This window comes from Bradyrhizobium sp. HKCCYLS20291 (genome assembly GCF_051167715.1).
Classification (GTDB): domain Bacteria; phylum Pseudomonadota; class Alphaproteobacteria; order Rhizobiales; family Xanthobacteraceae; genus Bradyrhizobium.
Map to the genome: position 1 here is coordinate 608,171 of NZ_JBNPTO010000001.1, position 24,070 is coordinate 632,240.

A 24,070-nucleotide genomic window follows, 5' to 3' on the forward strand; every position below is an offset into this window, starting at 1 on the left:
CGACACCCTTGCGCCTACAACCGACGGGCGGTGGTGTTTCAATTCGTCACAATGGAAACATTGCGCAAACAAAGGGAAGGCGTTGCGGAGGATGCGTATGAGAGTTGTGAGTAAGGCGTGCTTGTGGGGGATGGTCGCGCTATCGGCGGCGTCGCTGCAACTAACGGGGCAGGCATCGGCCCAAACGACTTTTACGCGCATCCAGGCCTTCGGCGACAGCTACGCCGACACGGGCAATCTTTGGATCTTCACGGGTGGTGTCGGCAAATTGCCGCTGTATCCGACCGGCCGATTCAGCGGTGGTACCAATTTCGTCGATACGACCTCGGCGCTGCTCGGTATTCCCCAGCTCAACTACGCAATTGGCGGCGCCATGGCGGGCAACACCAACGTGGCCGGTGTCGGCATCCCCGGCTTCGCGCAGGAGTGGAGTGGCCTGACTGGCTTCTCCGGCACGATCGCGCCGACCGACCTGGTCGAGCTCTCGGTCGGCGGCAATGACGCGCGGGCCTACTACCAAGCCGGCGGCACGCTTGCAGGCGCGCCGGCAGCCGCAGCGGTGACGGCTGGGCAGGCGATGGCCGGCATCAACGCGCTGGTCGGCGCCGGCGCACGCACCATCGTGTTTACCGTCGGCGACGTCAGCACGCTGCCGGAGGCGCTCGTCAAGCCCAATGTCCCGGCCGGGTCGGCGTTCAGCCAGACCTACAACAGCCTGATGCAGGCCTCGCTCGCCGGCGTGGCGCGCGCTGGCGTGCGGGTCGAATATGTCGACACCGGACTGATCGGAAAGCTGATCCAGGCCAATCCGTCACGCTACGGCTTCAGCAGCTTCGCCTGCTCGGCCGCGTGTATCGGCAATCCGGCCCTGCAGTATCAGTCGTTGTTCTACGTCGACGGCGTGCATCTGACCTCGCACGGCTTCGAGGTGCTCGGCCAGTACATCGTCAACCGCCTCAATGCGCCGCTGACCTTGGCGCCGCAGGGCGAGGTGGCGTCGATCAGCGCGATGGGCTTTGCCTCGACGCTGTTCGGCAAGCTCGACATGTTCCGCGAGACCGCAGGCTTCGCGCCGTCGACCATGAACTCCTTCGCCTCGATGACCAAGGCGCCTTACGCCAAGGCCCCGCCGCTGGCACCCGTCAGCCCGTGGTCGTTCTACATGCAGGGCAATGGCGGCCTCAGCAATCGTCAGGGCAACGTCGCGTCGAACGGCTTCAACCTCGACAGCATCGGCGGCACCATCGGCGTCGAGTACCGGCTGTCGGCAAACGCCATGATCGGCACCGCGTTCGACTACGCCAACCCGAGGGCGAAGCTGTTCAACAATACCGGCACGTCAGACGCGAACTCCTATCAGTTCGGCGTCTATGGCGCGTGGGCCAGCAGCAACCTGTTTGCCGAAGGTCTCGCCACGATCGGTCACCAGGACTATCGCAACACCCGTCCGGGCATCGTCGACATCATCACCTCGAACCCCGGCGGCACCACCTTCGTGGCGGCCGGCAAGGCGGGCTACCTGTTCGATGCCGGCGCCGCCAAGCTCGGGCCGATCGGCGGCCTGACCTATGCCCGTGCCCGCGTCGACGGCTTCACCGAGGCCGGCGACCCTGCGCTGACGCTGACCGTCGGCTCGCAGACCGCCGAGACCCTGATCGGCAGCGTCGGCGTGCAGCTGCGTACGCCGTTCCAGATGAAGGGCGCCACCATCAGTCCGTACCTGAACCTGACGCTCGATGACGACATCATCGGCAACGGCCGCCTGATCCAGTACAGCGCGACCTCGGCTCCGCTCATCGTCAACAACTGGACGGTTCCGAACAGCACGTCGCACAACGTCTATGGCCGCGTCAGTGCCGGCGTGATGGCGCCGTTCTGGAGCAACGTGGCGCTGACGGCGACGGTGTCGCGCACCATCGGCCGGACCGGCGGCGATGATTTCTTCGGCAGCGGCGGGTTGAAGATCTCGTTCTGAGTTCGGCTGAAGCAGCAGGCGCTGGGGGGCGCGACTGCTGCTGTGGCCGTGGCGAGGGGCAGTCCGGAAGGGCTGCCCCTCCGTTTTCGTGTCTTCCGTTGGTCCGCCGGATGCGCATAGTCTCCGCGACCATCGTGATCACTGGAGCCAGTCCTCATGCCCCGCAGCATTGCCATCATCGCGCCCGGCGCCATGGGCAGCGCCGTCGCCGGCCGTCTCGCCGAGCACGGCTGCAAGGTGCTGACATCGCTGCAAGGCCGCAGCGTGGCCACGCAGGCGAGGGCGGCCGCGTCCGGCATGACCGCTGCGAGCGACGATGAGATCGCGCATGCCGACATCATCCTGTCGATCGTGCCGCCTGGAGAGGCCGTGGCGCTCGCCGAGCAGCTCGCGACCGTCATCATCAGCAATTCCAAGAAGCCGATCATCGTCGACTGCAACGCCGTCAACGTCGAGACCATCAGGACGATCGAGGACATCGTGCTGTCCTCGGGCGCGCGCCTGGTGGATGCCGCCATCATCGGCGTGCCGCCGAAGCCGGGCAGCAAGGGACCGACGTTCCATGTCAGCGGCGAGGCGGCGGCCGATGTGGCCGTGCTCGGCCAGCTCGGACTCGACCTGCACGTGATCCAGGGCCCGATCGGCGCGGCCTCGGCGCTCAAGATGTCCTATGCCGGAATCAACAAGGGCCTGACCGGGCTCGGCGCCGCGATGGTGCTCGCCGCGACGCGGGCCGGCGCTGCCGACGCGCTCCGCGACGAGCTGGCGGCGAGCGCGCCGAACATCCATGCGCGGCTCGGCACCGCGCTGCCGGACATGCTGCCGAAGGCCTATCGCTGGGTCGCCGAGATGCGCGAGATCGCGGGCTTCCTCGGCGACGATCATCCGGCGGCGCCGGTCTACGAGGGTTTTGCCAGATTGTTCGAGCACATCGCAGCCGACGTGCAGGGCGACGGCACCGAGGCGGCTCAGCTGGTGGCGTTCGCCGAGAGCTGCAGGACGAAGACGGCGCGGTGATCTTGTAGGGTGGGCAAAGGCACAGCGCGCAACGCGCGGTGTGACGTGCCCACCATCCCATCCATCGCCGTTCGCGGTGGGCACGGCGCGGGCCAGGGTTCGACCAACATGCGCGTCTCCGGCGCGCCTTTGCCCACCCTACCGAACATCATGACGAGTCACCCCGCCGTCAGCAGCGGGATCGCCTCGTCGCGTTCGTACAGATACAGCAAACAGCGCAACGCGTCGCTGCGCGAGCCCTTCAGCTTGGGATCCTCCTTCAGGATCCGCATTGCCTCGTCGCGGGCCTGGGTGATCAGTTGCGCATGCACTTCGGGGCGGGCGATGCGATAGCCGGGCAGGCCGCTCTGGCGGATACCGAGCACGTCGCCTTCGCCGCGCAGCTTCAAATCCTCCTCGGCGATGCGGAAGCCGTCGGTGGTCTCGCGGATCACCGCAAGGCGCGCCTTCGACATCTGGCCGAGCGGCTCGTGATACAGGAGGATGCAGGTCGAGGCCTCCGCGCCGCGGCCGATGCGGCCGCGCAGCTGGTGCAATTGCGCCAGCCCAAAGCGCTCGGCATTCTCGATCACCATGATGCTTGCAGCGGGCACGTCGACACCGACCTCGACCACCGTCGTTGCCACCAGCAGCCGCAGCTCATGCGCGGAGAAGCGCCCCATCACCTCGTCCTTCTCGCTGCCCTTCATCTTGCCGTGGACGAGGCCGACTTTGTCGCCGAAGCGCTCGCGCAGGCTGTCGTAGCGATCGGTGGCGTTGGTGAGATGATCGATACCTTCGGCCTCGGATTCTTCGACCAGCGGGCAGATCCAGTACACCAGCTTGCCGGCATCGAGCGCACGGCCGACCGCGTCGATGACCTCCGCGAGCCTGGTATCGGCCACCGCACGCGTATCGATCGGCTGCCGGCCGGCCGGCTTCTCGCGCAGCTCGGAGATGTCCATGTCGCCGAAGTAAGTGAGGACCAGGGTGCGCGGGATCGGCGTCGCCGACAGCACGAGCACGTCGACGGCCTCGCCCTTCGACGTCAATGCCAGTCGCTCGCGCACGCCGAAGCGATGCTGCTCGTCGACGATGGCAAGCGCCAGAGATTTGAAGATGACGTCGTCCTGGATCAGCGCATGCGTGCCGATCAGGACGTCGATCTCGCCGGCCTCCAGGCGCGCGAGGATGTCGCGGCGCTCCTTGCCCTTCTCGCGCCCGGTGAGAATGGCGACGTTCATGCCGGCGCGCTCGGCGAGCGGCGTGATGGTCTTGGCGTGCTGGCGCGCCAGGATCTCGGTCGGTGCCATCAGCGCGGCCTGCTTGCCGGCCTCGGCCACGGCGGCGGCCGCGAGCAGCGCCACCACCGTCTTGCCGGAGCCGACGTCGCCCTGCAGCAGCCTGAGCATGCGCACCGGCTTTTCGAGATCAGCCGCGATGGCCTCGATCGCCTGCGCCTGCGAGTTCGTCAGAGCGTAGGGCAAGGCGTCGATGATCCTGCGGCGCAGCCGGCCATCTCCCGCGTGACGGTTGCCCGCGGGCCGGCGCAGCTGCGCCCGCACCAGCGCCAGCGCCAGCTGGCCCGCGAGCAGCTCGTCGAAGGCGAGGCGCGACCAGAACGGATTTTCGGGGAGGATATCCGTCAGCTCCTGCGGGACATGCACCCGCGTCAGCGCCTCCCGCAATGGCGGGAAGTTGCAGCGGCTGAGCACCTCCGGGCTGATCCATTCCGGCAGCTCCGGCAGCTTGATCAGCGCCGCGGCGATCGCGCGCCGCAGCGAGCCGAGCGCGAGGCCTTCGGTCAGCGGATAGACCGGGTCGATTCCTGACAGTTTGGCGAACCCGGCTTCATCCAGGATGGGTTGCGGATGCACGATCTGCGGAACGCCGTCATACATCTGCACGGTGCCGGAGACGTAGCGCTTGGCGCCGACCGGCAGGATCTTCTCGATGTAGTCGCCCTTGGGCCGGAAGAAGGTCAGGACGACGTCGCCGGTGTCGTCGCTGGCGTAAACCAGATAGGGCGCGCGGGCGTTACGTGACGGGCGATGGCGATCGACCGTCACCTCCAGGGTCACGACGGTGCCGACCTCGACGTCGCGCACCTTGGGCCGGTTGCGGCGGTCGATCACGGAGGCGGGCAGGTGCAGCAGCAGGTCGACCAGCCGCGGCGTCTCGCTGCAGCTGAGCAGATAGCGCAGCAGCTTGTCCTGCTTCGGCCCGACCCCGGAGAGGGTGGTGACCGGCGCGAACAGCGGATTGAGGATGGCAGGGCGCATGGCTGGACACTTAAAGCGGTTTGCGAGCCGGAATAGCCGCGAACGCCCCGGCATCCACCTCTTTTTTCATCGCTTTCGCGCGCGGACATGCCGGTTCTGCGGCACCGGAGGGCTGACATGGGCACCGTGCATCGCTATATCGAGCCGCGCCCGGCACCGTCCGGGCTTTCCGCGTTGGACTGCAGGGATACCGCGATGACAGGGACCACCCGATCAAGCCAAGGCCTCGATGACCGCCGCAAGCGGCTCCTGTTCCGCTGCTGGCATCGCGGCACCCGTGAGATGGACCTGATCCTCGGTCGCTTCGCCGATGCGGAGATCGGCACCCTCTCCGAGAGCGAGCTGGACCAGCTCGAGCAGCTCCTGGAAGTCCCTGACCCGGACTTCTACGCCGCTATCACCGGCGCCCGGCCGCTGCCGCCCGAGCAGACGCCGGCGCTGTTCGCGCGCATCAAGGCGTTCCGCGCCGTGGACGCCGATTGATGAAGAGTCCCGTCAAGTCGCCCGCCGAACACCTCGCCCCGGGGCGCGCGCTCACGCTCGCCAACGTCGCCGAGGGCGCCGAGGGCCTCGTCGTCTCCGATCTGGCGCGGGCCATCGCCGCCAGGCCGAAGCCGCCTGCGGTCAGCCTCGCCGTGGTCTGTCGCGACGGCGCGCGGATGCAGCAGCTGGCGCGGGCGCTCGACTTCTTCGCGCCGGATCTTCCGGTGATGCAGTTCCCGGCCTGGGACTGCCAGCCCTACGACCGCGTCTCGCCGCACGGCGGCATCCTGGCCCAGCGCGTCACCACCCTGGCGCGGCTGTCGCGCCTCGCCGGCAGCGACAAGCCGCTGATCGTCCTGACCACCGTCAACGCGATCGTGCAGCGCGTGCCGGCGCGCGAGACGATGGCGGGGCAGGCGCTGTCGGTGGCGCCCGGCCATGTCGTGCCGATGGATTCCGTGGTCGCGTGGCTGGAGCACAATGGCTACCACCGCTCCTCGACCGTGCGCGAGAGCGGCGAGTACGCCGTGCGCGGCGGCATCCTCGATCTGTTTCCCGCCGGCCTCGATCAGCCGGTGCGGTTCGACTATTTCGGCGATAGCCTGGAATCGATCCGCACCTTCGATGCGGAGACGCAGCGCACGCTGCTCGACATGCGCTCGCTCGATCTCGTGCCGGTCTCCGAATTCCAGCTGATCACCGATACCATCCGCCGCTTCCGCATGGGTTACGTCGCCGAGTTCGGCGCGCCCGAGCGCGACGACGCGCTGTATGAGGCCGTCAGCGAGGGGCGCCGCTATCCGGGCATGGAGCACTGGCTGCCGCTGTTCCACGACAAGATGGAGACCCTGTTCGACTATCTGCCGAACACCCCCATCGTGATCGAGCCGCAGGGCGAGGACGCCGCGCGCGAGCGCTTCAAGCAGATCATCGACTATTACGACGCACGCCGCGAGGCGATGGAGCATCCCGGCGGCGGCGCGATCTACAAGCCGCTGACAGTCGACCGGCTGTATCTCACGGCGTCCGAATGGAAGGATCGGCTGGACTCCGTGCCGCTGGCACGCGTCACGCCATTCGCCGTGCCGGAGAGCACCGGCGTCGTCGACATCAACGCACGGGCTGGCCGCAATTTCGCGCCCGAGCGTAACGATGCCGCCGTCAACGTGTTCGAGGCCGTGGTCGCCCATGTGCAGGCGCTGCAGTCGGTGCGCAAGAAGGTCGTGATCGCGCTGTGGAGCGAAGGCTCGCGCGACCGCATGGCCAGCATGTTGAGGGACCACAAGCTGATCCACGTCACCAGCGTCAACACCTGGCGCGTGGTACAGGCGACGCCGCGCAACGAGACCATGCTGGCGTTGCTCGGGCTCGAATCCGGCTTCGAGACCGACCAGATCGCCGTCATTTCCGAGCAGGACATTCTCGGCGACCGCCTGGTGCGGCCGCGCCGCGCCAGCCGCAAGCTCGACAATTTCATCTCCGAGGTGACGAGCCTCGCCATCGGCGACATCGTGGTCCACGTCGATCATGGCATCGGCCGCTTCGTTGGCCTGCAGACGCTGGAGGTCGCCGGCGCGCCGCACGACTGTCTCGAATTGCGCTATGCCGGCGAGACCAAGCTGTATCTGCCGGTCGAGAACATCGAGTTGCTGTCGCGCTACGGCTCCGACCAGACCAGTGTCGAGCTCGACAAGCTCGGCGGCTCGGGCTGGCAGACCCGCAAGGCCAAGCTGAAGAACCGCATCCGCGAGATGGCCGGCGAGCTGATCAAGATCGCCGCCGAGCGCATGCTGCACGAGGCGCCGAAGCTGCCGGTGCAGGCCGGCCTCTACGACGAGTTCTGCGCCCGCTTCCCCTATGACGAGACCGAGGACCAGCTCACCGCGATCCAGGCGACGCTCAGCGATCTCGAAGCGGGTCGCCCGATGGACCGGCTGGTGTGCGGTGACGTCGGCTTCGGCAAGACCGAGGTGGCGCTGCGCGCCGCGTTTGCGGTCGCGCTCGAGGGCAAGCAGGTCGCCGTCGTCGTGCCGACCACGCTGCTCGCGCGCCAGCATGCGAAAACCTTCACTGAGCGCTTCAAGGGCTTTCCGGTGAACGTTGCGCAGGCCTCGCGCCTCGTGAGTACCAAGGAGCTCAACCAGGTCAAGAAGGGGCTCACCGACGGCTCGGTCGACATCGTCGTCGGCACCCATGCGCTGCTCGGCAAGTCGATCAAGTTCCGCGACCTCGGCCTCGTCATCGTCGACGAGGAGCAGCACTTTGGCGTCGGCCACAAGGAGCGCCTGAAGCAGCTGCGCGCGGAAGTCCACGTGCTGACGTTGTCGGCGACGCCGATCCCGCGCACCCTGCAACTCGCTCTGACGGGCGTGCGCGAGCTGTCGATCATTGCTTCGCCGCCGGTCGATCGATTGGCTGTGCGCACCTTCGTCGCGCCGCATGATCCCGTGATGATCCGCGAGGCCTTGCTGCGCGAGCGCTACCGCGGCGGCCAGGCGTTCTACGTCGTGCCGCGCATCGACGATCTCGCCGAGGTGAAGGAGTTCCTCGACAAGACCGTGCCGGAGATGAAGGTCGCGGTCGCCCACGGCCAGATGGCGCCGACCGTGATCGAGGATATCATCGGGGCGTTCTACGACGGCAAGTTCGACATCTTGCTGTCGACCACCATCGTCGAGTCCGGCCTCGACATTCCCCGCGCCAACACGCTGATCGTGCACCGCGCCGACATGTTCGGCCTCGCCCAGCTCTATCAGTTGCGCGGCCGCGTCGGCCGCTCCAAGCTGCGGGCCTATGCGCTGTTCACCCTGCCGTCGACGCACAAGGTCAGTGCGCAGGCTGAGAAGCGCCTCGGCGTGCTGCAATCGCTGGAGACGCTCGGCGCGGGTTTCCAGTTGGCCAGCCACGACCTCGACATCCGTGGCGCCGGCAATCTGCTCGGCGACGAGCAGTCCGGCCACATCAAGGAGGTCGGCTTCGAGCTCTACCAGTCGATGCTGGAGGAGGCGATCGAGAACCTCAAGGCCGGGATCACCGAGCCGACCGTCGACCGCTGGTCGCCGCAGATCACCATCGGCATGCCCGTGCTGATCCCGGAGGACTACGTCTCCGATCTATCGGTGCGGCTGTCGCTGTATCGACGGTTGGCCGATCTCGAGACCGACGAGGAGATCGAGAACTTTGCGGCCGAGCTGCGCGACCGCTTCGGCAAGCTGCCGGACGAGACGCGCTATCTGTTCAAGGTCGCGGCGATCAAGAACTACTGCCGGAGAGCCAATGTCGAAAAGGTCGATGCCGGCCCGAAGGGCGCCGTCATAGCCTTCCGCGACAACAGCTTCGCCTATCCCGACCGCCTCGTCGCCTTCATCAAGCGCCACGGCCAAGCCGCCAAGGTGCGCCCCGACATGAAGGTGGTGTTCCTGCAGATCTGGGAGACGCCAGAGGAGCGCCTCGCCGGCACCACGGATATTCTCAAGGAGCTCGCAGAGCTCGCGGAGAAGAAAAAGGCGGCGTGATCGACGCCGGCTCGAGTCTCACCGGATCTGCCAGCCGAAGTGCAAGGCAAGGCTGGCGATCAGGAACACCGAGACGATGGCCACGACGCTGACCCAATCGGTCTCTTCGCGAGATTGCCGGTTGTGCATGACGCATTGCTCCGCTTCGCCAGATGCCCCCGATTCGAGCTGGGATTGCACCATAGGAGTGGGGCAAATGCGCGATCTCAACATGCACGTGTTTGGATCAGATCGTGGCCGAAGAACCAACGCCCGGCGCGGAACGCGAGATCTCGTAGGGTGGGCAAAGCGGCCGCCGCCAGGCGGCAGCGTGCCCACCGTCGCGCGGCATTCTCAGCGGCGAGATGGTGGGCACGGCGCCATCTGATAGCTCGCATGTGGTGAGACCGTGCCTGCGCCTTTGCCCACCCTCCGGACCGGTGTTGGGACTTTAAATGTGATGCGAGCTGATAATTCACTGCGTCATTGCGAGCGCAGCGCGCAGCGAAGCAATCCAGGGCGTCGATGGGACTCTGGATTGCTTCGCTGCGCTCGCAATGACGGTGAGAGGGCTTGCCTCGAAACTTACGACGCCGCGCGCTGCGCCTCGCCGTAGACCCGGGCCAGCAGCGTGCGCGCCGTGTCGCCCGGCTGCAGCGCTGCAATCGTGATCGATGGCTCGCTTCGCGTGTCGCGCTTGCCGTGCGAGGTGTGGCGCATCACGCTGGAGAGGCGGCGGGCGATGGCGTGGGCGGAGCGCAGGTCGGTTTCGGCGAAGACCACGACCACCGAGCCGTTGTCCTCGTGGCTGCCGAAATCCATCCGCCGCATCAGGCGGCTGATGATGCGGGCGCCGTCATATTGCGCGCGCGGATTGACCGGATCGAAGGCGAAGCGGGCGACCGCGAGGCTGCCGCCGCGCTTCTGGGTCTGGCTGACGGCGGTGGCGAAGTCGCGCGCGAAGGCATTGCGGGTGAGCAGGCCGGTTTGCGGGTCGAGCATGCCGCCGGCTTCGATCGCGCGCAGGGTGCGGTTGAGGCGGGCCTCGAAGGCGTGCTGCCGGATCATCGGCAGCGCATGCGCCGCGATGCGCTGCGGATCGCCGGCGATGATCTCGAGATTGGCGAGCTCCTGCAGCGGCGCCGGCTGGTTGGCGGTGACGACGACCGCGAGATTGCGGAAGCGGGTGTCCTCGGCGAGGACGGCCAGGAAGGCGTCGACGACGCGCGGCGAAAAACCTTCGCCGAGCACGACGCCGTCGATGTCGCGGCTCGACAGATGCTTGGCGGCGGCCTCGATGCTCAGCGCACCGACCACCGCCACGCGCTGACCCAGCGCCACCGACAGGCCCGGCATCGAGGCGCCGCGGCCGAGCAGCAGCACCGTCGCATCGTCGAGCGGGTCGGTCTCCGGCAGCGTCGCACCGTCCGTCTTCTTCTCGGCAAGGCGGCGCAGCACCGTGGCGTGGAGCGTGCGAACCCGCAGCGCGGCGCGCAGCCGCGCCAGCAGGCGGTCGGTGTTGTCGCTGCCGTGCAGGGGAATGGCGTTGTCGGGCAGCGTCGCGTCGCCCGGCGCGATGGCGATCAGTGGAATATAGGGTTTGCGCGCGTCCAGGTGCTGCGAGACGGCATGGATGTCGTTCGTGTCAGCGCCGTCCATGACCGCCAGCACGGCCGCTGGCTGGACGCGCGAGACGATCGTCGTCGCTTCGTCCCAGCGGCTCTCGATCGAGGGAAGGATTTGCGCCGCGTCAAGGGCCGCGATCAGCGAAGCGCGTGGGGACCGGGAGACGACGAGAAGCGGGCCTTGTTGAGACATCCAGGAAACTCAGGATACGCTGATGATACTGCGCGATCCTAGAGTTCTCCTGTTAACGCGGCGTCAACACTGTTCCGACTGCAGCAGGGCTTTCTGCAACAAGGCTTCCGCGCTGGAGCCGCGCGGCAAGTTCTGCAGCGCGGTCAGCCCGTCGACGTGGCGCGATCGCGAAACGCCTCGACCATCAGCGGGTTCAGTCCGAGCTCCGCCAGCGCCTCGCGGGCCCGTGCATTGTCCATCGCACGCCCGGCGAGCCGGTGGCCGCTCAGACGGTCGGGCAGGGCGGTGAGCAAGGCGCCCTGGCCCAGCCGCCGCGACCATTCATGCAGGTCCTGGGCGAGGAAGCGATAGCCACCTACCGCCATGACGCCGGCCGGCGGCGCGGTGATCGAGATCGTGTCGTGGGCGCGATCGAGCCGCACCGCATATTCGGTATCGACATAGTCGCGCGCGGGCGGCGGCATCAGCGAGTCACTGGGCGGCGCCGGCGGCGCGTAGGCGGCGATCACCACCATCGGTCCGCGCAGGCCCAGCGTTCCCTTCGGCGTGACCAGGATCTCGCCGGCGATCGACGAGCCCGGCTGCTCGCGCGGCGCACCCTGCCGGCCCGGCTTGACCGGTCCCGGATTGCCGTCGGCCGAGGTGCGGCGCACCGCGAACAGGCCGGCTTCGCCGAACAGATAGACGTCGGTGAGCTCGATGTCGCGGGTCTTCCAGGCCGGACTCGAGGCCACCTGCTCGGGCGCGCGCCACAGGCCAAGCACGTAGCGCAGATTGGGCAGGCGGCCGGCGAGCTCGCTGCCGTCGAGGCGCAGGACAAGCTGCGCCGGCGCGATCAGCGTGTCGCACGCGAGCTCGGCGAGCTGCTGCTCCAGTCCATCGGCGTCGAACGGATGATGCAGAGCTAAGCTGCCACCGGACAGCAGCCAGGTGACGACGGAGGCAGCGAGGCCCGCGAACGAGGACGGCACGAACGCCGACATCATGTTCACGCCTTGCGGCAGATCGCTCTCGAGCGAGATGGCAAGCCCGCCGGCGATCAGGCTGAGATGGCTGCGCGGCACCGCGCGGAAGCCGTCGGCGGTGACGTCGAACGAGACGATTGCGGCCTTGCGGCCGTCCGGCATCAGCCCGCGGGTCGAGCGCGACGGCTTGGCGATCGACTGGTCGAGCGAGAACATGCCTTCGGGCAGGTCGTTGCCGAAGCCGCAGACGTGGCGGATCGAGAACGCTTCCGCCGCGGCATTCATGGCGAGGTCGGCATGGATGACGCCGTCGACCTTCGACATCGTGACGATCGCCCGCGCGCTGGTGCGGTTCAACGCCGCCACCAGCTCGGCCTGGCGCCACAGCAGCGGGAACACGGCGACGACCAGCCCGGCCCGATGCGCCGCGAGCACCGTCAGCACGAACTCGATGGTGTTGGGCAACTGCACGGCGATGACCGAATGCGGCGGCAGCCCGGCGTCGATGAAATGCGCTGCGAGCGCCGAGATCACCCGATCGGCTTCCGCATAGGTCAGACGCATCGGAGAGCGGCCGGTGATGCGCTGCTTGTTGATCGGATCGACCAACGCGACCGCATCCGGCTTGCGCGCCAGGATGCGTTGAAACAACGCGTCGAGCGTCGGCGACGTATTGGCCTGATTCACCTGTTGCCCCGTACTTTCACGGATCCGGCTAATACAAATTCCCTCAAGACCAACTGCCCCGGTTGGTCATCTGGGTGCCGGCTCCGGCCGCTGCCACCAGCTCTCCGGGAGCGCTCCCGTCAAAGCTGTCCTCTTGGGCCGTTCTATACGATTCCACCGAGCGATCCATTCCTCGGCGGCATTGAGCACTGGAATAGCGTAGAACCCCGCCATCAGGGTACGGTCCAATGCACGAACGGTCGAGATAAATTCCGTCCTGTCGCGGGCCCGCAACAGCGCGGCGATCATGGCGTCGACCGCCGGGTCCTTGGCGCCCATGTAGTTCCGTGTCCCGGTCCGGTCGGCGGCCTCGCTGCCCCAGTAGAACGCCTGCTCGTTGCCGGGCGATAGCGACTGGTCCCAGCGGTTCTGGATCATGTCGAACTCGAAGCTGAGCCGGCGCTGGTCGAACTGCACGGGATCGACCACCCTGATCGACGCATTGATGCCGGCGCGCTTCAGGCTTGCGGTATAGGCCAGCGCGATGCGCTCCTGGTCGCGCGTCGTGACCAGGATCTCGAAGGCGAGCGGCTCCTTTGTCGTCCGCTGCCGCAGCATCGTGCCGTCGAGCCCGTAGCCGGCCGCCTCAAACAGGTCGAGCGCCGCCTTCAAGGCGGTGCGGTCGCGGCCGGAGCCGTCGGTCACCGGCAGGCGGTAGCTGCCGTCCATGATGTCCCGCGGGATCTGCGCGGCGAACGGCTTCAGCAATTCGCGCTCGGCCGTATCCGCCGCGCGGCCATAGGCGGACAGCTCGGAGCCGGCGAAATAGCCGCCGCTGCGGCGGTACAGGCCGAAGAAATAGTTGCGGTTGATCCACTCGAAGTCGAACAGCAGCGTCAGCGCACGGCGCACCTTGACGTCAGCGAAGACCGCGCGGCGTGTGTTGAACACCAGGAACTGCGACGGCTGCGGCATCTCCGAGGTGATGCTGTCGCGGACGACCTCGCCGTTGCGCGCCGCCGGGAAATCATAGCCGTCGTGCCAGCGCAGCGGCTCGGTCTCGACGCGGAAGTCGTAGAGGCCGCGCTTGAAGGCTTCGAACTGGCCGTTGGCCTCGCGGTAGTAATCGAGGCGAACCTCGTCGAAGTTCCACAAGCCGCGATTAATCGGCAGATCGCGGCCCCAATAATCGGGATTTCGGCTCAGCGTGATGCTCGCCCCGGGGCGAACCGCCGTCACGCGGTAGGGACCGGAGCCGAGCGGCGCTGTCATCGTCGTGTCCTCGAAGCCGGCCACGTCGGTGGCGTGCTTCGGCAGGATCGGCATCAGCCCGAGGATCAGCGGCAGCTCGCGATCCTGTTCGCCGCCGAAATCGAACCGGATCGTCAGGGGATCGAGCACGTCGACCTTGGCGACCTTGCCATAGTACTGCCGGTGGTTCGGCCGGCCGTGGTCACGCAGCAGGCTCCAGGAGAACGCCACGTCGTCAGCGAGCACCGGCTGCCCGTCGGAAAAGCGGGCGCGGGGATCAAGCCGGAAGGTGACGTAGGTTCGGTTGTCGTCGGTCTCGACGCTCCGCGCCAGCAGCCCGTACAGCGTGAACGGCTCGTCATTGCCGCGGGCGAGCAGGCTTTCGACCACATAGGTGCGGATTTGCTGCACTGCGACGCCGCGGACGATGAACGGGTTGAGGCTGTCGAAGGTGCCGAGCAGCCCCCACACCAGGCGTCCCCCCTTGGCCGCGTCCGGATTGACGTAGGCCATGTGATCGAAGCCGGCGGGCAGGGCCGGGGCCCCATGCATGGCAATTGCCGCAGTTTCGGCAGCGGTTGCCGGCACCGTGTCGAAAGCGGGCGACAGCGCCAGGACCATGGCGCAGCCGCGCAGCGCCCTGCCGAACATGCGCTGCAACGTCAGGACCAGAACGCAAGCATTTGATTCGAAACAGGCCACAACAGGCTTTTATCACACGCCGGCAAGCGCTAGACCCCAGCCTTGCCATGGTCTCGCGGCATTGATCTTTCCGCGCACCGCGTTATGAAAGCGGTCAATTAAGCCGGGCGGCAACGCCTGTCACTTAACCGCCTCATTTCCTGAGGAGACAGCCGCTTCAACGGCTTGGTGTGGCGCCTTTGGCGGTCTCGGGCGCTGCCGTTCAGAAAGGGTTTTCCGCAATGTATTTCCGTGACTTGGCCTCGTCGGTTGGGCCGCGTGGGCGGCGCATCGCCCTGCTGGCGGTCACCGCGCTGGCCGTTTCGTTCGCTTCGGAGGCGCAATCGCAGGCCCAGCCGCCTGCTGCGCCCAAGGCGAAGGCTCCCGCTGCCGCCCCCAAGGCCCCCGCGCCGGCCGCCCAGGCTCCCGCCGCTCCTCCGGCCGGCGGCCAGCAGGCTCAGGCCCCAGCCGACATGCCGCAGCTGATCTACGCGCCCTGGACCAAGTTCTGCCTCAAGGGCCAGGACGCCAACGCCAAGCAGGTCTGCTTCATCGGCAAGGACGGCCGCATCGAGTCCGGTCAGCCTGTGGTTGCGGCCGTGATCATCGAGCCCGAAGGCGAGCCGCGCAAGATCCTGCGCGTCACCCTGCCGCTCGGCATGCAGCTGCAGCCGGGAACGCGGATCGCGGTCGATACCGGAACTCCGATCGACGGCAAATTCGTGATCTGCTTCCAGAACGGCTGCATGTCGGACTACGAGGCCTCCGCGGATTTCGTGAACAGCCTCAAGAAGGGGCAGACCCTCTACGTCCAGGCGTTCAACTCGAACGGAACCGCGCTGACGCTGCCGCTGCCGCTGCAGGAGGGCAACAGCAGCTTCGCCAAGGCCTATGACGGTCCGCCGACCGATCCGAAGGAGTTCGAGAAGACCCAGCAGAAGCTGCAGGAAGAGCTGCAGAAGCGCGCTGAAGAGCAGCGCAAGAAGCTGGAGCAGCAGGCCCAGCCTCAGGCCAAGCAGTAAGCACACAGAAAAGGCGCTCAGGAGAGCGCCTTTTTTCTTCAGCTCGGTGCTGCGAATTCGGTGTCGTAGTGCGACCGGCGAGGGTTTCGAGCGGGCGGATCAGTTCAGCAGCGGATTGCGCGGGCGGTAGCCGCCGGACTTGTCCTTGATGAAGATCTCCGCAACCTGAGAGTGCCGGATCGGCTCGCCGGACTCGTCCGGAACCAGGTTCTGTTCCGACACATAGGCGACGTATTCGGATTCCGCGTTCTCCGCCAGCAGATGGTAGAACGGCTGATCCTTGTGCGGCCGGACCTCCTCGGGGATCGACAACCACCATTCCTCGGTGTTGTTGAACTCCGGATCGATGTCAAAGATCACGCCGCGGAACGAGAACACCCGGTGCCGGACGATCTGACCGATCTGAAACTTGGCGGTTCGCGCTTTGATCATGCTCAGTCGAATAGACCAGGATTGAGGCCGATGCTAGTGCCCCTCCGGCGGATTTAATCTAGACAGTTCCGAATCGCGCCGCGCCGCGACCTCCCGCATTCCGGGCCCGCAGAGGGCCGCCCCGCCGAGATCCATGTTCGACATTCTCAATCTCGCTCTGCCTTATTTCGGCGTCGTTTTCATCGGCTTCGCCTGCGGTAAATGGCGGAGGCTGCCCGAGGCCGGGCTGGCCTGGATGAACTTCTTCCTGCTTTACGTGTCGCTGCCGGCGCTGTTGTTCAACCTGATCGCGCGGACGCCGTTTGCGGAGCTGAGCAACCCACCCTTCCTGGTTGCAACGACGCTCGCAACCATGCTCACCTTCACCTTGGCGCTGCTGCTCGGCAAGCTCATCGGCGGGCTGTCGCTGCGCGAGGCGACCATGGCTGGTCTCGCCGGCGGCTATGGCAATATCGGCTACATGGGGCCAGGGCTGGCGCTGTCCGTGCTCGGCGCCAAGGCAGCGGCGCCGACGGCGCTGATCTTCTGCTGCGACAGCATCTTCCTGTTCTCGATCGTGCCGCTGCTGGTCGAGCTCACCGAGCGCGATCACGCCTCGATCGCGCATGCGCTGCGCACCGTGCTGCGCCAGATCCTGCAGAACCCGCTGATCATGGCGACAGCTGCGGGCATCCTGGCTGCAGCGCTACAGATTCATCCGCCGACCGTGCTCGACCGCACCTTGCAGTTCCTGCAGAACGCGGCCGCGCCGACGGCGCTGTTCGCGCTTGGCGTCACCGTCGCCTTGCGTCCGTTCGAGCGGCTGCCCTGGGAGGTGCCGGTGCTGACGATCACGAAGCTGGTGATCCACCCGCTGCTGTCGTTCGGCCTGATGCTGCTGTTCGGGCCGTTCCCACAGCCCTGGGCGGCCACCGCGGTGCTGATGGCGGCGCTGCCGCCAGCGCTTAACGTGTTCATCATCGCGCGCCAGCACGACAGCTGGATCGAGCCGGCCTCGTCAGCGGTGCTGATCGGCACCTTCGCGTCCGTGGTCACGCTCACCAGCGTGATGTGGCTGATCCAGAGCGGCCGGCTGGTGTTTCCTTAGAGCATGATCCGGAAAAGTGGAATCCGGTTTTCCGAAAAGATCATGCTCAAACAGAGAGGTAAGATCAGCCCGCCCTGCGGGTCGTGCGCCAGGATGGCGCCAGCCCTTCGCGCATCGCCAGCCGCCGCAGCGGACCGATGCCGCCGATCAGATGCATCCCCACCGCGCGCATCGACTGCACCGGCAGCAGGTCGCTGAGCAAAGAGCGGTTGGCAACGTCGATGACGAAGGTGCGGCTCAGGATGTCGGCGCGGCGGGCCGCGCAATAGCGGGCGATCACCTGAGGTGCGCCGAGATCCTCGCCGGCAGCCCTGGCCTGGCGGACGACCTCCGCAATGTCGATGCCGTCGCGCAGGCCGAGGTTCAGTCCCTGGGCGCCGATCGGCGGCACGACATGCGCGGCTTCACCGATCAGCGCAATCCGGTTCTGGGCGTAGCGCTGCGGCCGCTCGATGCCGAGCGGAAACATGTGCCGTCCCGGCTCGACATGGACGCGGCCGAAGATCGCGTGGGACTGCCGCTCGGCGGCGGCGGAGAGCGCGTCGTCGTCGAGGCCATGAAGCCGCTCGGCTTCCTTTGGCGCAGCGACCCACACCACGCTCGAGCGGTCGCCCGGCAACGGCACGAACACGCATGGCCCGTGCGGCGTGTGGAATTCGGTCGAAACGTTGTGGTGCGGCCGCGCATGGGTGATGTTGAAGGTCAGCGCGGTCTGCTGCAACGCGCGACGGCTGACGCCGATGCCGGCAGCTCCCCGGCACAGCGAGTGGCGACCATCGGCGCCGACTGCGAGCTGCGCGCTGAGCGTGCGCCCGGACGTAGTGGTGATCGTGACCGACTGCGCGTCGCTGCGCACGCTCTCGGCGTCCTCGGCGATCCGCACCAGTCCCTCGATGGCGCGCGCGCGCTCCTCCAGCGCGTCGACCAGAACCTCGTTGGCGATGTTGTAGCCGAACACGTCGAGGCCGATTTCGTCGGCGACGAAGCGGACTTCGGGCGCGCGGATCAGGCGTCCGGTGTCGTCGACGAGCCGCATCGCCTTCAGCCCGGCCGCGCGATCGCGACAGGCGGACCACACGCCGATCTCGTCAAGGAAGTCGACGGAGCCGCCGAGCAGGGCGGTGGTGCGATTGTCGGCATAGGGGACGTGGCGCGCCACCAGGGCGGTGCGGACGCCGGTCTGTGACAGGGCGATGGCGGCCGCGAGCCCGGCCGGGCCGCCACCGACAACCACGACATCGAAGCTGTTTTCTTGGTCGGTCATGGCGGAACAATTGACCTTCCCGCGCGCTTTTTCAAGGGCCGCGATCGTGCCTGCGCGGCGCATCGCCGCAAGCAACGATATGCAATTCGCTCCGATTCCTGATAGCACTGCAACTGCATGGATCAGGTGAGACCAACGAGCGAGATATCGGCGACGTCCGCGCGCCGCGCCGCGGCGTTTTCAGTGCACGTCTTCACGGCGCTCGGCGCGGGCGTCGCGCTGTTGGCCATGCTGCAGGCCGTGCGCGAGCATTGGACCGCGATGTTCTGGTGGCTCGGCGTCGCGCTGGTCATCGACGGAATCGACGGACCGATGGCGCGCCGGCTCGATGTCATCAACCTGCAGCCGGACTGGTCGGGCGACGTGCTCGACCTCGTCGTGGACTTCACCACCTATGTGTTCGTGCCGGCCTATGCGATCACCGCGAGCGGCATGCTGCTGCCGCTGGCCGCGCCGGTGATCGGCGTCGGCATCGCGGTGACCGGCGCGCTGTATTTCGCCGACCGGCGCATGAAGAGCGACGACAATCATTTTCGTGGTTTTCCGGGACTGTGGAACATCGCGGCGTTCTACCTGTTCCTGCTGCATCCGCCGCCGCTGCTCGCCACCTTGGGACTCGCGGTCCTGATTGCGCTGACCTTCGCCCCGTTTCACGTCATCCACCCGGTGCGCGTCGCGCGGCTGCGCTGGCTGACGCTGCCGCTGGTCGTGCTCTGGGGCATACTCGTCATCGACGCGCTGGCCCAGGATTTCGTCGTCAGTCCCTTTGTCACCGCGGTGCTGTGCGCCATCGGCCTCTATATCGTCGCCAGCGACTCCGCGATCCGCCTGTTGAGATCTTTGAAAGCATGATCGACCTCCTGACCAGTCCCGAGGCATGGGCCGCGCTGCTGACGCTGACCGCGCTCGAAATCGTGCTCGGCATCGACAACGTCATCTTCCTGTCGGTGATCACCTCGCGCATCCCGCAGCCGCAGGCGACGCGGGCCCGCCAGATCGGCTTGGCGCTGGCGCTCATCTTCCGCATCATGCTGCTCAGCGTGCTGGTCTGGCTGATCGGACTCACCCAGCCGGTGTTCTCGATCCGCGGCCTCGGCTTCTCCTGGCGCGACATCATCCTGATCGCAGGTGGCCTGTTCCTGATCGCCAAGGCGACGCATGAGATCCACGGCGAGGTCGAGGCACGGGAGGAGGAGGGGCAGGAGGGCGGCGGCGCCAATAAGTTCTTCTGGGTCATCCTGCAGATCATCGTCATTGATCTCGTGTTCTCGCTGGACTCGATCATAACCGCGATCGGCATGGCCCAGGATCTCGAGATCATGATCGCGGCGGTCATCATCGCCATGATCATCATGTACGTGTCGTCCGGGCCGGTCGCGCGGTTCGTCGCCAACCATCCGACCACCAAGATGCTGGCGCTTGCCTTCCTGGTGCTGATCGGCGTCGCCCTGGTCGCCGACGGCTTCGAGTTCCACATCCCCCGCGGCTACATCTACTTCGCCATCGTCTTCGCGCTCGCGGTCGAGGCCTTCAACGTGATGGCCTCCCGCAACCGCAGGAAACGCAAGGGTTGAGTTGAAGGGCTGAGTTGACAAGGCGCGCGTGATCGCCTTCGCTTTCAGCCCACGGCATGGCCGAACGGCGCCGCGGCTCGCGCGCGCCGGGCCGAATATCGGCTGAGAATCAGGTAATTGTCGGAAATTCTTGCGCCAGCTTGTCAATTGCGGCCGCAAGCGAATCCGAAAGGGAGATCGCGGAATGGCCAAGGCGGTGCGCGTGCACAAGGTGGGAGGCCCGGAGGCCCTCGTCTATGAGCCGATCGATCTTGCCGCGCCCGGTCCCGGCGAGGTCCGCATCCGCCAGCATGCGATCGGGCTGAACTTCATCGACGTGTATTATCGCACCGGTCTTTACAAGGCGCCCGGCCTGCCGTTCGTCGCCGGCAACGAGGCGGCGGGCGAGGTCATCGCCGTCGGTCCGGGCGTGACGAATTTCCATCCCGGCGACCGCGTCGCCTATTACGAGAATCTCGGCGGCTATGCCACGGAGCGCAACATCGGCTGGCAGCGCCTGGTGAAGCTGCCGGACCACATCACCTACGAGCAGGGTGCGGTGCTGATGCTCAAGGGCCTGACGGTCTGGTATCTGCTGCACAAGACCTTCAAGGTCGAGCCGCACCACCGCGTGCTGATCCATGCCGCGGCCGGCGGCATCGGCCTGCTCGCCTGCCAATGGGCGCGCGCGCTCGGGGCGCATGTCATCGGCACCGTCGGGTCGAAGGCCAAGGCCGACCTGGCGCTGGCCAATGGCTGCGATCATGTGATCCTCTACAACGAGGAGGACTTCGTCGGCCGGGTGAAGCAGATCAGTCGCGGCGAGCTGTGCGACGTCGTCTATGACGGCGTCGGCAAGTCGACCTTTCCGGGATCGCTGTCCTGCCTGAAGCCCCGCGGCCTGTTCGTCAGCTTCGGCAACGCCTCGGGACCGGTGCCGCCGTTCTCGATCGCCGAGCTGAACAGCCATGGCTCGTTGTTCGCGACCCGGCCGAAGCTCAACGACTATATCGGCAAGCGCTCGGAGCTGCTGGAAGGTGCGGATACGCTGTTCTCCGCGGTCATCAGCGGCAAGCTGCACGTCCCGATCAATCACGCCTATGCGTTGAAGGATGCCGGACGGGCGCATGCCGACCTGGAGAGCCGCGCCACGACCGGCGCCTCGATCCTGAAGCCGTGAGCCGCCGACGCGACGCGCTCTAGGCTTCGTCCCTGACAGCGGCTTCAGGACCGGCGGCACGGCTCCACAACACCTGATCCGTCTGTGCCGCCGTGGCGGGCGCGATCCGCGCTGGGGCGAGACTGTCTTCTCCACGACGCCAGGCGTTTTCGCGCTCGGCATCATCGAGCGCCAGGGCAAGGCCCTGGTTCAGCTCGTAGAGATCCGAGGCGAGTTCGGCGGCGTCCAGCGCCGCGCGTAGCGAATCCTGCACCAGGCTGCGCAGCGCGACGTGCGGAGCCGATACTGGCACCTCGACATCCCGTCCGGCCATCGCCTGTGCGCAGGCGCGCCGGTCGAACGAGGCGTGACCGCGGCAGGCGAGCGGACGCACCGGGTGAATGATGCAGCCACCGCGGACCACGAACGGGCAGGGCTGGCGCAGCGCCATCCGCTCCGTCTCGCCCAGGCCGCGCGTCAAGCGGTTGGCGAGCTCGACGCGCCGCGACAGCGAGCCGAGCGCCGTCGCTGACATGCGTTCGTCGATCTGGCGGATGTAGCGTGCCAGCAGAAAGATCTCGGGGGCCGTTGCGGTGACCCGCAGTGCGCAGCACGACGGACAGCCCTTTGCGCAAGCGAGCGCCGGCAGATGCGCCGTCTGCGCATCGATATTCGCCTCGAACAGATCGAAAGCGCGATCGGCCAGTACGTTCACCAGGTTCGATGCGGCCGGGGTCGAGACGACGAGCGCGCTAAAAATGCGCTGCAGTCCATGAAAGGCCGCGTCGCTCATCCCCATCCTCCACCATGCGTGACGATGAAACGCCAGCGACCGCGGCGCACCCGGCGCACCGCGGTCGACAGGAATGAGGCAGAGAGGACGCTCACCGCCTCACTCGGAGAGAGCCCGATCAGGCCGCGACGTCCTTCAGGATCGCCTCGAAGCAGGGGCGGGGAATGCGGAAGAAACCGCGGCCGCCCGCGAAGGTCTGGTAATGCGGACGGGCGATGTCCAGGAGCCGCTCATACCACTCGTTGGCGGTGAGGCTGGCAGGCTTCTCGCCGATCGTGTTGATGTCGGAGTTTGGGAAGAAGCGGACGTGGATCAACACTTCTTGGGTGGCGGCAGCGGGGGCGATGTGGCTGCGCGTGTCCTCGACGGGCAGCACCCGAGCCAGATTGTCTCTCGCCATACTTGCATCTCCTTCTTGCGTGCCGACGTCGTTGTCGGCGGGATGATCATCAGCTTGGTCCGGCAAGCCTCGTCCCTGACGAGCTGATCACATCCCGTACGACGCTATATCCAGTGAGATATAACATCATGCATCGGATCGCAGGTGTTTGGCCCCGACAACATCGTCGTTGGCGAACCTGATCGTCCTTGATGGAAATCAAATGGGCGTTCATCTCGAAGGCGAACTTGTTAGCAGCTTGCCTCCCAAACGAGCAGCCGAGACACAGGATGCGATTTGGCACCCTGCGCCTCGGCGACGCACCCGGCTACGCGACGCAGCGTGCCGCGCCGGCCTTGGTCAGGAGGTCGTCCAACTGGTCGATCATCGCAGTGATCTCGTCCCGGGTGACGTTGAGCGCCGGCATGAAGCGCAGCGTATCCGGTCGCGGCGCATTCAGCAGCAGGCCACGTTCGAAAGCATGAGCTACGATCGATGGCGCGATCGGCCTGACGACGTCGAGCGCGAGCAGCAGGCCGCGGCCACGCACGCCGCCGAGCCCATGCCGCGCGGAGATGCGCTGCAGCTCGCTCTCGAGATAGATGCCGTTGTCGGCGACCGACTTCAGGAACTCCGGCTTTTCGATCACATCGAGCACGGCAAGCCCGGCGGCGCACATCAGCGGATTGCCGTTGAAGGTGCCGCCCTGATCGCCATGCTCGAAGCATGAGGCCTCGTTCGTCGCCAGCAGGGCCGCGAGCGGCACGCCGCCGCCGATGCCCTTGCCCAGGGTCATGATATCCGGGACGACGTCGGCGTGCTCGTAGCCGAACAGTTTTCCGGTGCGGCCCATGCCGGTCTGGATTTCGTCGACGATGAGCAGCAGCCCATGTTGGTTCGTCAAATTCCGTAGTTGTTGCAGGAATTCCGTCGTCGCAGGCCAAACGCCGGCCTCGCCCTGGATCGGCTCCAGCATGACGGCCACGGTGTTGTCGGAGACGAGGGCCTCGACCGAGGCGATGTCGTTCAGGCGCGCCTTCGGAAAGCCGCTCACCTTCGGCTCGAACAGCGGCTCGAACGCCTTCTTGCCCGACGCCGACATCGTCGCGAGCGTGCGTCCATGAAATCCGCCTTCGAAGGTGATGATCTCGTAGGCACCGTTCTTGCGCTTGGCGCCGTATTTGCGCGCGAGCTTGATGGCGCCCTCATTGGCCTCCGCGCCCGAATTGGTGAAGAACACCTGATCGAAACAGGAGTGGTCGACCAGCGCCTTCGCCAGCTTCAGGCTGGTATCGTTGAAGTAGGCCGGGCTCGGTGTGATCAGGCGCGTCGCCTGCTCGGCCAGCGCCTTGGCGAGCTCCGGCGGCGCATGGCCGAGCGCGTTCACCGCCCAGCCCTGGATGAAATCCAGGTAGCGCTTGCCGCTGTCGTCCCACAGCCACGAGCCCTTGCCCTGCACGAAGACGGTGCGCGGGCGCGCCGTGATCTCCATCAGGGCATCATACGGATGGGGAGCGGTCAGCATGTTCAAGTCTCCTATGCGCTGGGGGAAACGACGGGCCAAAAGCGAGAAGGCCGCTCCTTTGCGGGAGCGGCCTTCTCGAAAACCGGGAGCTGATGAGTTAGTCGATCAGCAACGTCTTCGGACATGGCGCGCCCCGGCATCGTCACGGCGGTGACGACGGCAAACGGCGGCGCGGCGGTTGGTCCGGTTGGAGATCATGCGGCGGCCCATACAGGTAAAGCGCGACCGCTGTCAAGCCGAAGGCC

18 protein-coding genes are annotated in these 24,070 nt (G+C 66.6%); 9 read left to right on the top strand and 9 right to left on the bottom strand.

Annotated elements, in window-relative coordinates; translation table 11 throughout:
- The first annotated feature begins 97 nt into the window (after window positions 1-97).
- Together ACQR07_RS02930 and ACQR07_RS02935 are read left to right on the top strand one after the other, a co-directional pair.
- A complete protein-coding gene (locus tag ACQR07_RS02930; RefSeq protein ID WP_434900845.1) occupies window positions 98-1,975 on the top strand; it encodes an autotransporter domain-containing protein in 1,878 nt (625 codons plus the stop codon).
- Between the two features lie 156 nt (window positions 1,976-2,131).
- Window positions 2,132-2,992, top strand: a complete 861-nt coding sequence (locus tag ACQR07_RS02935; RefSeq protein WP_434900846.1) for a DUF1932 domain-containing protein — start codon at window positions 2,132-2,134, stop codon at window positions 2,990-2,992.
- 158 nt (window positions 2,993-3,150) lie between these two features.
- Here the strand turns inward: ACQR07_RS02935 and recG are convergent, their stop codons facing one another.
- Complete coding sequence (recG, locus tag ACQR07_RS02940; RefSeq protein ID WP_434900847.1) at window positions 3,151-5,253, bottom strand: ATP-dependent DNA helicase RecG; 2,103 nt, start codon at window positions 5,251-5,253, stop codon at window positions 3,151-3,153.
- Window positions 5,254-5,448: 195 nt separating this feature from the next.
- Between recG and ACQR07_RS02945 the strand changes: the two genes are divergently transcribed.
- Together ACQR07_RS02945 and mfd are read left to right on the top strand one after the other, a co-directional pair.
- On the top strand, window positions 5,449-5,736 hold the full coding sequence (locus tag ACQR07_RS02945; RefSeq protein WP_434901053.1) for a succinate dehydrogenase assembly factor 2: 288 nt from the start codon (window positions 5,449-5,451) through the stop codon (window positions 5,734-5,736).
- Window positions 5,736-9,251, top strand: a complete 3,516-nt coding sequence (gene mfd / locus ACQR07_RS02950) for a transcription-repair coupling factor (protein ID WP_434900848.1) — start codon at window positions 5,736-5,738, stop codon at window positions 9,249-9,251. The genes ACQR07_RS02945 and mfd overlap by 1 nt, the downstream gene beginning before the upstream one ends.
- 564 nt (window positions 9,252-9,815) lie before the next feature.
- Here mfd and ACQR07_RS02955 read toward each other — a convergent pair.
- The 3 genes from ACQR07_RS02955 to ACQR07_RS02965 form a co-directional block, all read right to left on the bottom strand.
- Complete coding sequence (locus ACQR07_RS02955) at window positions 9,816-11,048, bottom strand: GGDEF domain-containing protein (RefSeq protein ID WP_434900849.1); 1,233 nt, start codon at window positions 11,046-11,048, stop codon at window positions 9,816-9,818.
- A 143-nt stretch (window positions 11,049-11,191) separates the two neighbouring features.
- The gene (locus ACQR07_RS02960) at window positions 11,192-12,700 is read right to left on the bottom strand and encodes an AMP-binding protein (protein ID WP_434900850.1); all 1,509 of its coding nucleotides are present in this window, start codon (window positions 12,698-12,700) and stop codon (window positions 11,192-11,194) included.
- 66 nt (window positions 12,701-12,766) lie between these two features.
- The gene (locus ACQR07_RS02965) at window positions 12,767-14,581 is read right to left on the bottom strand and encodes an extracellular solute-binding protein (RefSeq protein WP_434901054.1); all 1,815 of its coding nucleotides are present in this window, start codon (window positions 14,579-14,581) and stop codon (window positions 12,767-12,769) included.
- A 272-nt stretch (window positions 14,582-14,853) separates the two neighbouring features.
- Here ACQR07_RS02965 and ACQR07_RS02970 point away from each other — a divergent pair, with 272 nt between their 5' ends.
- Complete coding sequence (locus ACQR07_RS02970) at window positions 14,854-15,633, top strand: invasion associated locus B family protein (RefSeq protein WP_434900851.1); 780 nt, start codon at window positions 14,854-14,856, stop codon at window positions 15,631-15,633.
- 99 nt (window positions 15,634-15,732) lie between these two features.
- On the opposite strand, the gene hspQ is transcribed toward ACQR07_RS02970, so the two are convergent.
- A complete protein-coding gene (gene hspQ, locus ACQR07_RS02975; protein ID WP_008965329.1) occupies window positions 15,733-16,065 on the bottom strand; it encodes a heat shock protein HspQ in 333 nt (110 codons plus the stop codon).
- Between the two features lie 133 nt (window positions 16,066-16,198).
- Here hspQ and ACQR07_RS02980 point away from each other — a divergent pair, with 133 nt between their 5' ends.
- Complete coding sequence (locus ACQR07_RS02980) at window positions 16,199-17,152, top strand: AEC family transporter (RefSeq protein ID WP_434900852.1); 954 nt, start codon at window positions 16,199-16,201, stop codon at window positions 17,150-17,152.
- A 64-nt stretch (window positions 17,153-17,216) separates the two neighbouring features.
- Here ACQR07_RS02980 and ACQR07_RS02985 read toward each other — a convergent pair whose 3' ends face one another.
- Window positions 17,217-18,416 (bottom strand): UbiH/UbiF family hydroxylase, encoded by a 1,200-nt coding sequence (locus ACQR07_RS02985; protein ID WP_434900853.1) that lies wholly within the window; start codon window positions 18,414-18,416, stop codon window positions 17,217-17,219.
- 117 nt (window positions 18,417-18,533) lie between these two features.
- Here ACQR07_RS02985 and pcsA point away from each other — a divergent pair, with 117 nt between their 5' ends.
- The 3 genes from pcsA (at window position 18,534) to ACQR07_RS03000 (ending at window position 21,149) form a co-directional block, all read left to right on the top strand.
- Window positions 18,534-19,268, top strand: a complete 735-nt coding sequence (gene pcsA / locus ACQR07_RS02990; RefSeq protein WP_434900854.1) for a phosphatidylcholine synthase — start codon at window positions 18,534-18,536, stop codon at window positions 19,266-19,268.
- Complete coding sequence (locus tag ACQR07_RS02995; protein ID WP_434900855.1) at window positions 19,265-19,990, top strand: TerC family protein; 726 nt, start codon at window positions 19,265-19,267, stop codon at window positions 19,988-19,990. Before pcsA ends, ACQR07_RS02995 begins: the two co-directional genes overlap by 4 nt.
- A 184-nt stretch (window positions 19,991-20,174) precedes the next feature.
- Complete coding sequence (locus ACQR07_RS03000) at window positions 20,175-21,149, top strand: quinone oxidoreductase family protein (RefSeq protein WP_434900856.1); 975 nt, start codon at window positions 20,175-20,177, stop codon at window positions 21,147-21,149.
- Window positions 21,150-21,168: 19 nt separating this feature from the next.
- Here the strand turns inward: ACQR07_RS03000 and ACQR07_RS03005 are convergent, their stop codons facing one another.
- The 3 genes from ACQR07_RS03005 to ACQR07_RS03015 all read right to left on the bottom strand — a co-directional run bounded on the left by ACQR07_RS03005 (window position 21,169) and on the right by ACQR07_RS03015 (window position 23,825).
- A complete protein-coding gene (locus ACQR07_RS03005; RefSeq protein ID WP_434900857.1) occupies window positions 21,169-21,921 on the bottom strand; it encodes a YkgJ family cysteine cluster protein in 753 nt (250 codons plus the stop codon).
- A 118-nt stretch (window positions 21,922-22,039) separates the two neighbouring features.
- The gene (locus tag ACQR07_RS03010; protein WP_434900858.1) at window positions 22,040-22,387 is read right to left on the bottom strand and encodes a hypothetical protein; all 348 of its coding nucleotides are present in this window, start codon (window positions 22,385-22,387) and stop codon (window positions 22,040-22,042) included.
- A gap of 241 nt (window positions 22,388-22,628) precedes the next feature.
- On the bottom strand, window positions 22,629-23,825 hold the full coding sequence (locus tag ACQR07_RS03015; protein WP_434900859.1) for an acetylornithine transaminase: 1,197 nt from the start codon (window positions 23,823-23,825) through the stop codon (window positions 22,629-22,631).
- Window positions 23,826-24,070: the final 245 nt, after the last annotated feature.

Coding starts and splice junctions, on each gene's coding strand:
- ACQR07_RS02930 (WP_434900845.1), top strand. CDS start 98: ATGAGAGTTGTGAGTAAGGCGTGCTTGTGGGGGATGGTCGCGCTATCG.
- ACQR07_RS02935 (WP_434900846.1), top strand. CDS start 2,132: ATGCCCCGCAGCATTGCCATCATCGCGCCCGGCGCCATGGGCAGCGCC.
- recG (WP_434900847.1), bottom strand. CDS start 5,253: ATGCGCCCTGCCATCCTCAATCCGCTGTTCGCGCCGGTCACCACCCTC.
- ACQR07_RS02945 (WP_434901053.1), top strand. CDS start 5,449: ATGACAGGGACCACCCGATCAAGCCAAGGCCTCGATGACCGCCGCAAG.
- mfd (WP_434900848.1), top strand. CDS start 5,736: ATGAAGAGTCCCGTCAAGTCGCCCGCCGAACACCTCGCCCCGGGGCGC.
- ACQR07_RS02955 (WP_434900849.1), bottom strand. CDS start 11,048: ATGTCTCAACAAGGCCCGCTTCTCGTCGTCTCCCGGTCCCCACGCGCT.
- ACQR07_RS02965 (WP_434901054.1), bottom strand. CDS start 14,581: ATGTTCGGCAGGGCGCTGCGCGGCTGCGCCATGGTCCTGGCGCTGTCG.
- ACQR07_RS02970 (WP_434900851.1), top strand. CDS start 14,854: ATGTATTTCCGTGACTTGGCCTCGTCGGTTGGGCCGCGTGGGCGGCGC.
- hspQ (WP_008965329.1), bottom strand. CDS start 16,065: ATGATCAAAGCGCGAACCGCCAAGTTTCAGATCGGTCAGATCGTCCGG.
- ACQR07_RS02980 (WP_434900852.1), top strand. CDS start 16,199: ATGTTCGACATTCTCAATCTCGCTCTGCCTTATTTCGGCGTCGTTTTC.
- ACQR07_RS02985 (WP_434900853.1), bottom strand. CDS start 18,416: ATGACCGACCAAGAAAACAGCTTCGATGTCGTGGTTGTCGGTGGCGGC.
- pcsA (WP_434900854.1), top strand. CDS start 18,534: ATGGATCAGGTGAGACCAACGAGCGAGATATCGGCGACGTCCGCGCGC.
- ACQR07_RS02995 (WP_434900855.1), top strand. CDS start 19,265: ATGATCGACCTCCTGACCAGTCCCGAGGCATGGGCCGCGCTGCTGACG.
- ACQR07_RS03000 (WP_434900856.1), top strand. CDS start 20,175: ATGGCCAAGGCGGTGCGCGTGCACAAGGTGGGAGGCCCGGAGGCCCTC.
- ACQR07_RS03005 (WP_434900857.1), bottom strand. CDS start 21,921: ATGAGCGACGCGGCCTTTCATGGACTGCAGCGCATTTTTAGCGCGCTC.
- ACQR07_RS03015 (WP_434900859.1), bottom strand. CDS start 23,825: ATGCTGACCGCTCCCCATCCGTATGATGCCCTGATGGAGATCACGGCG.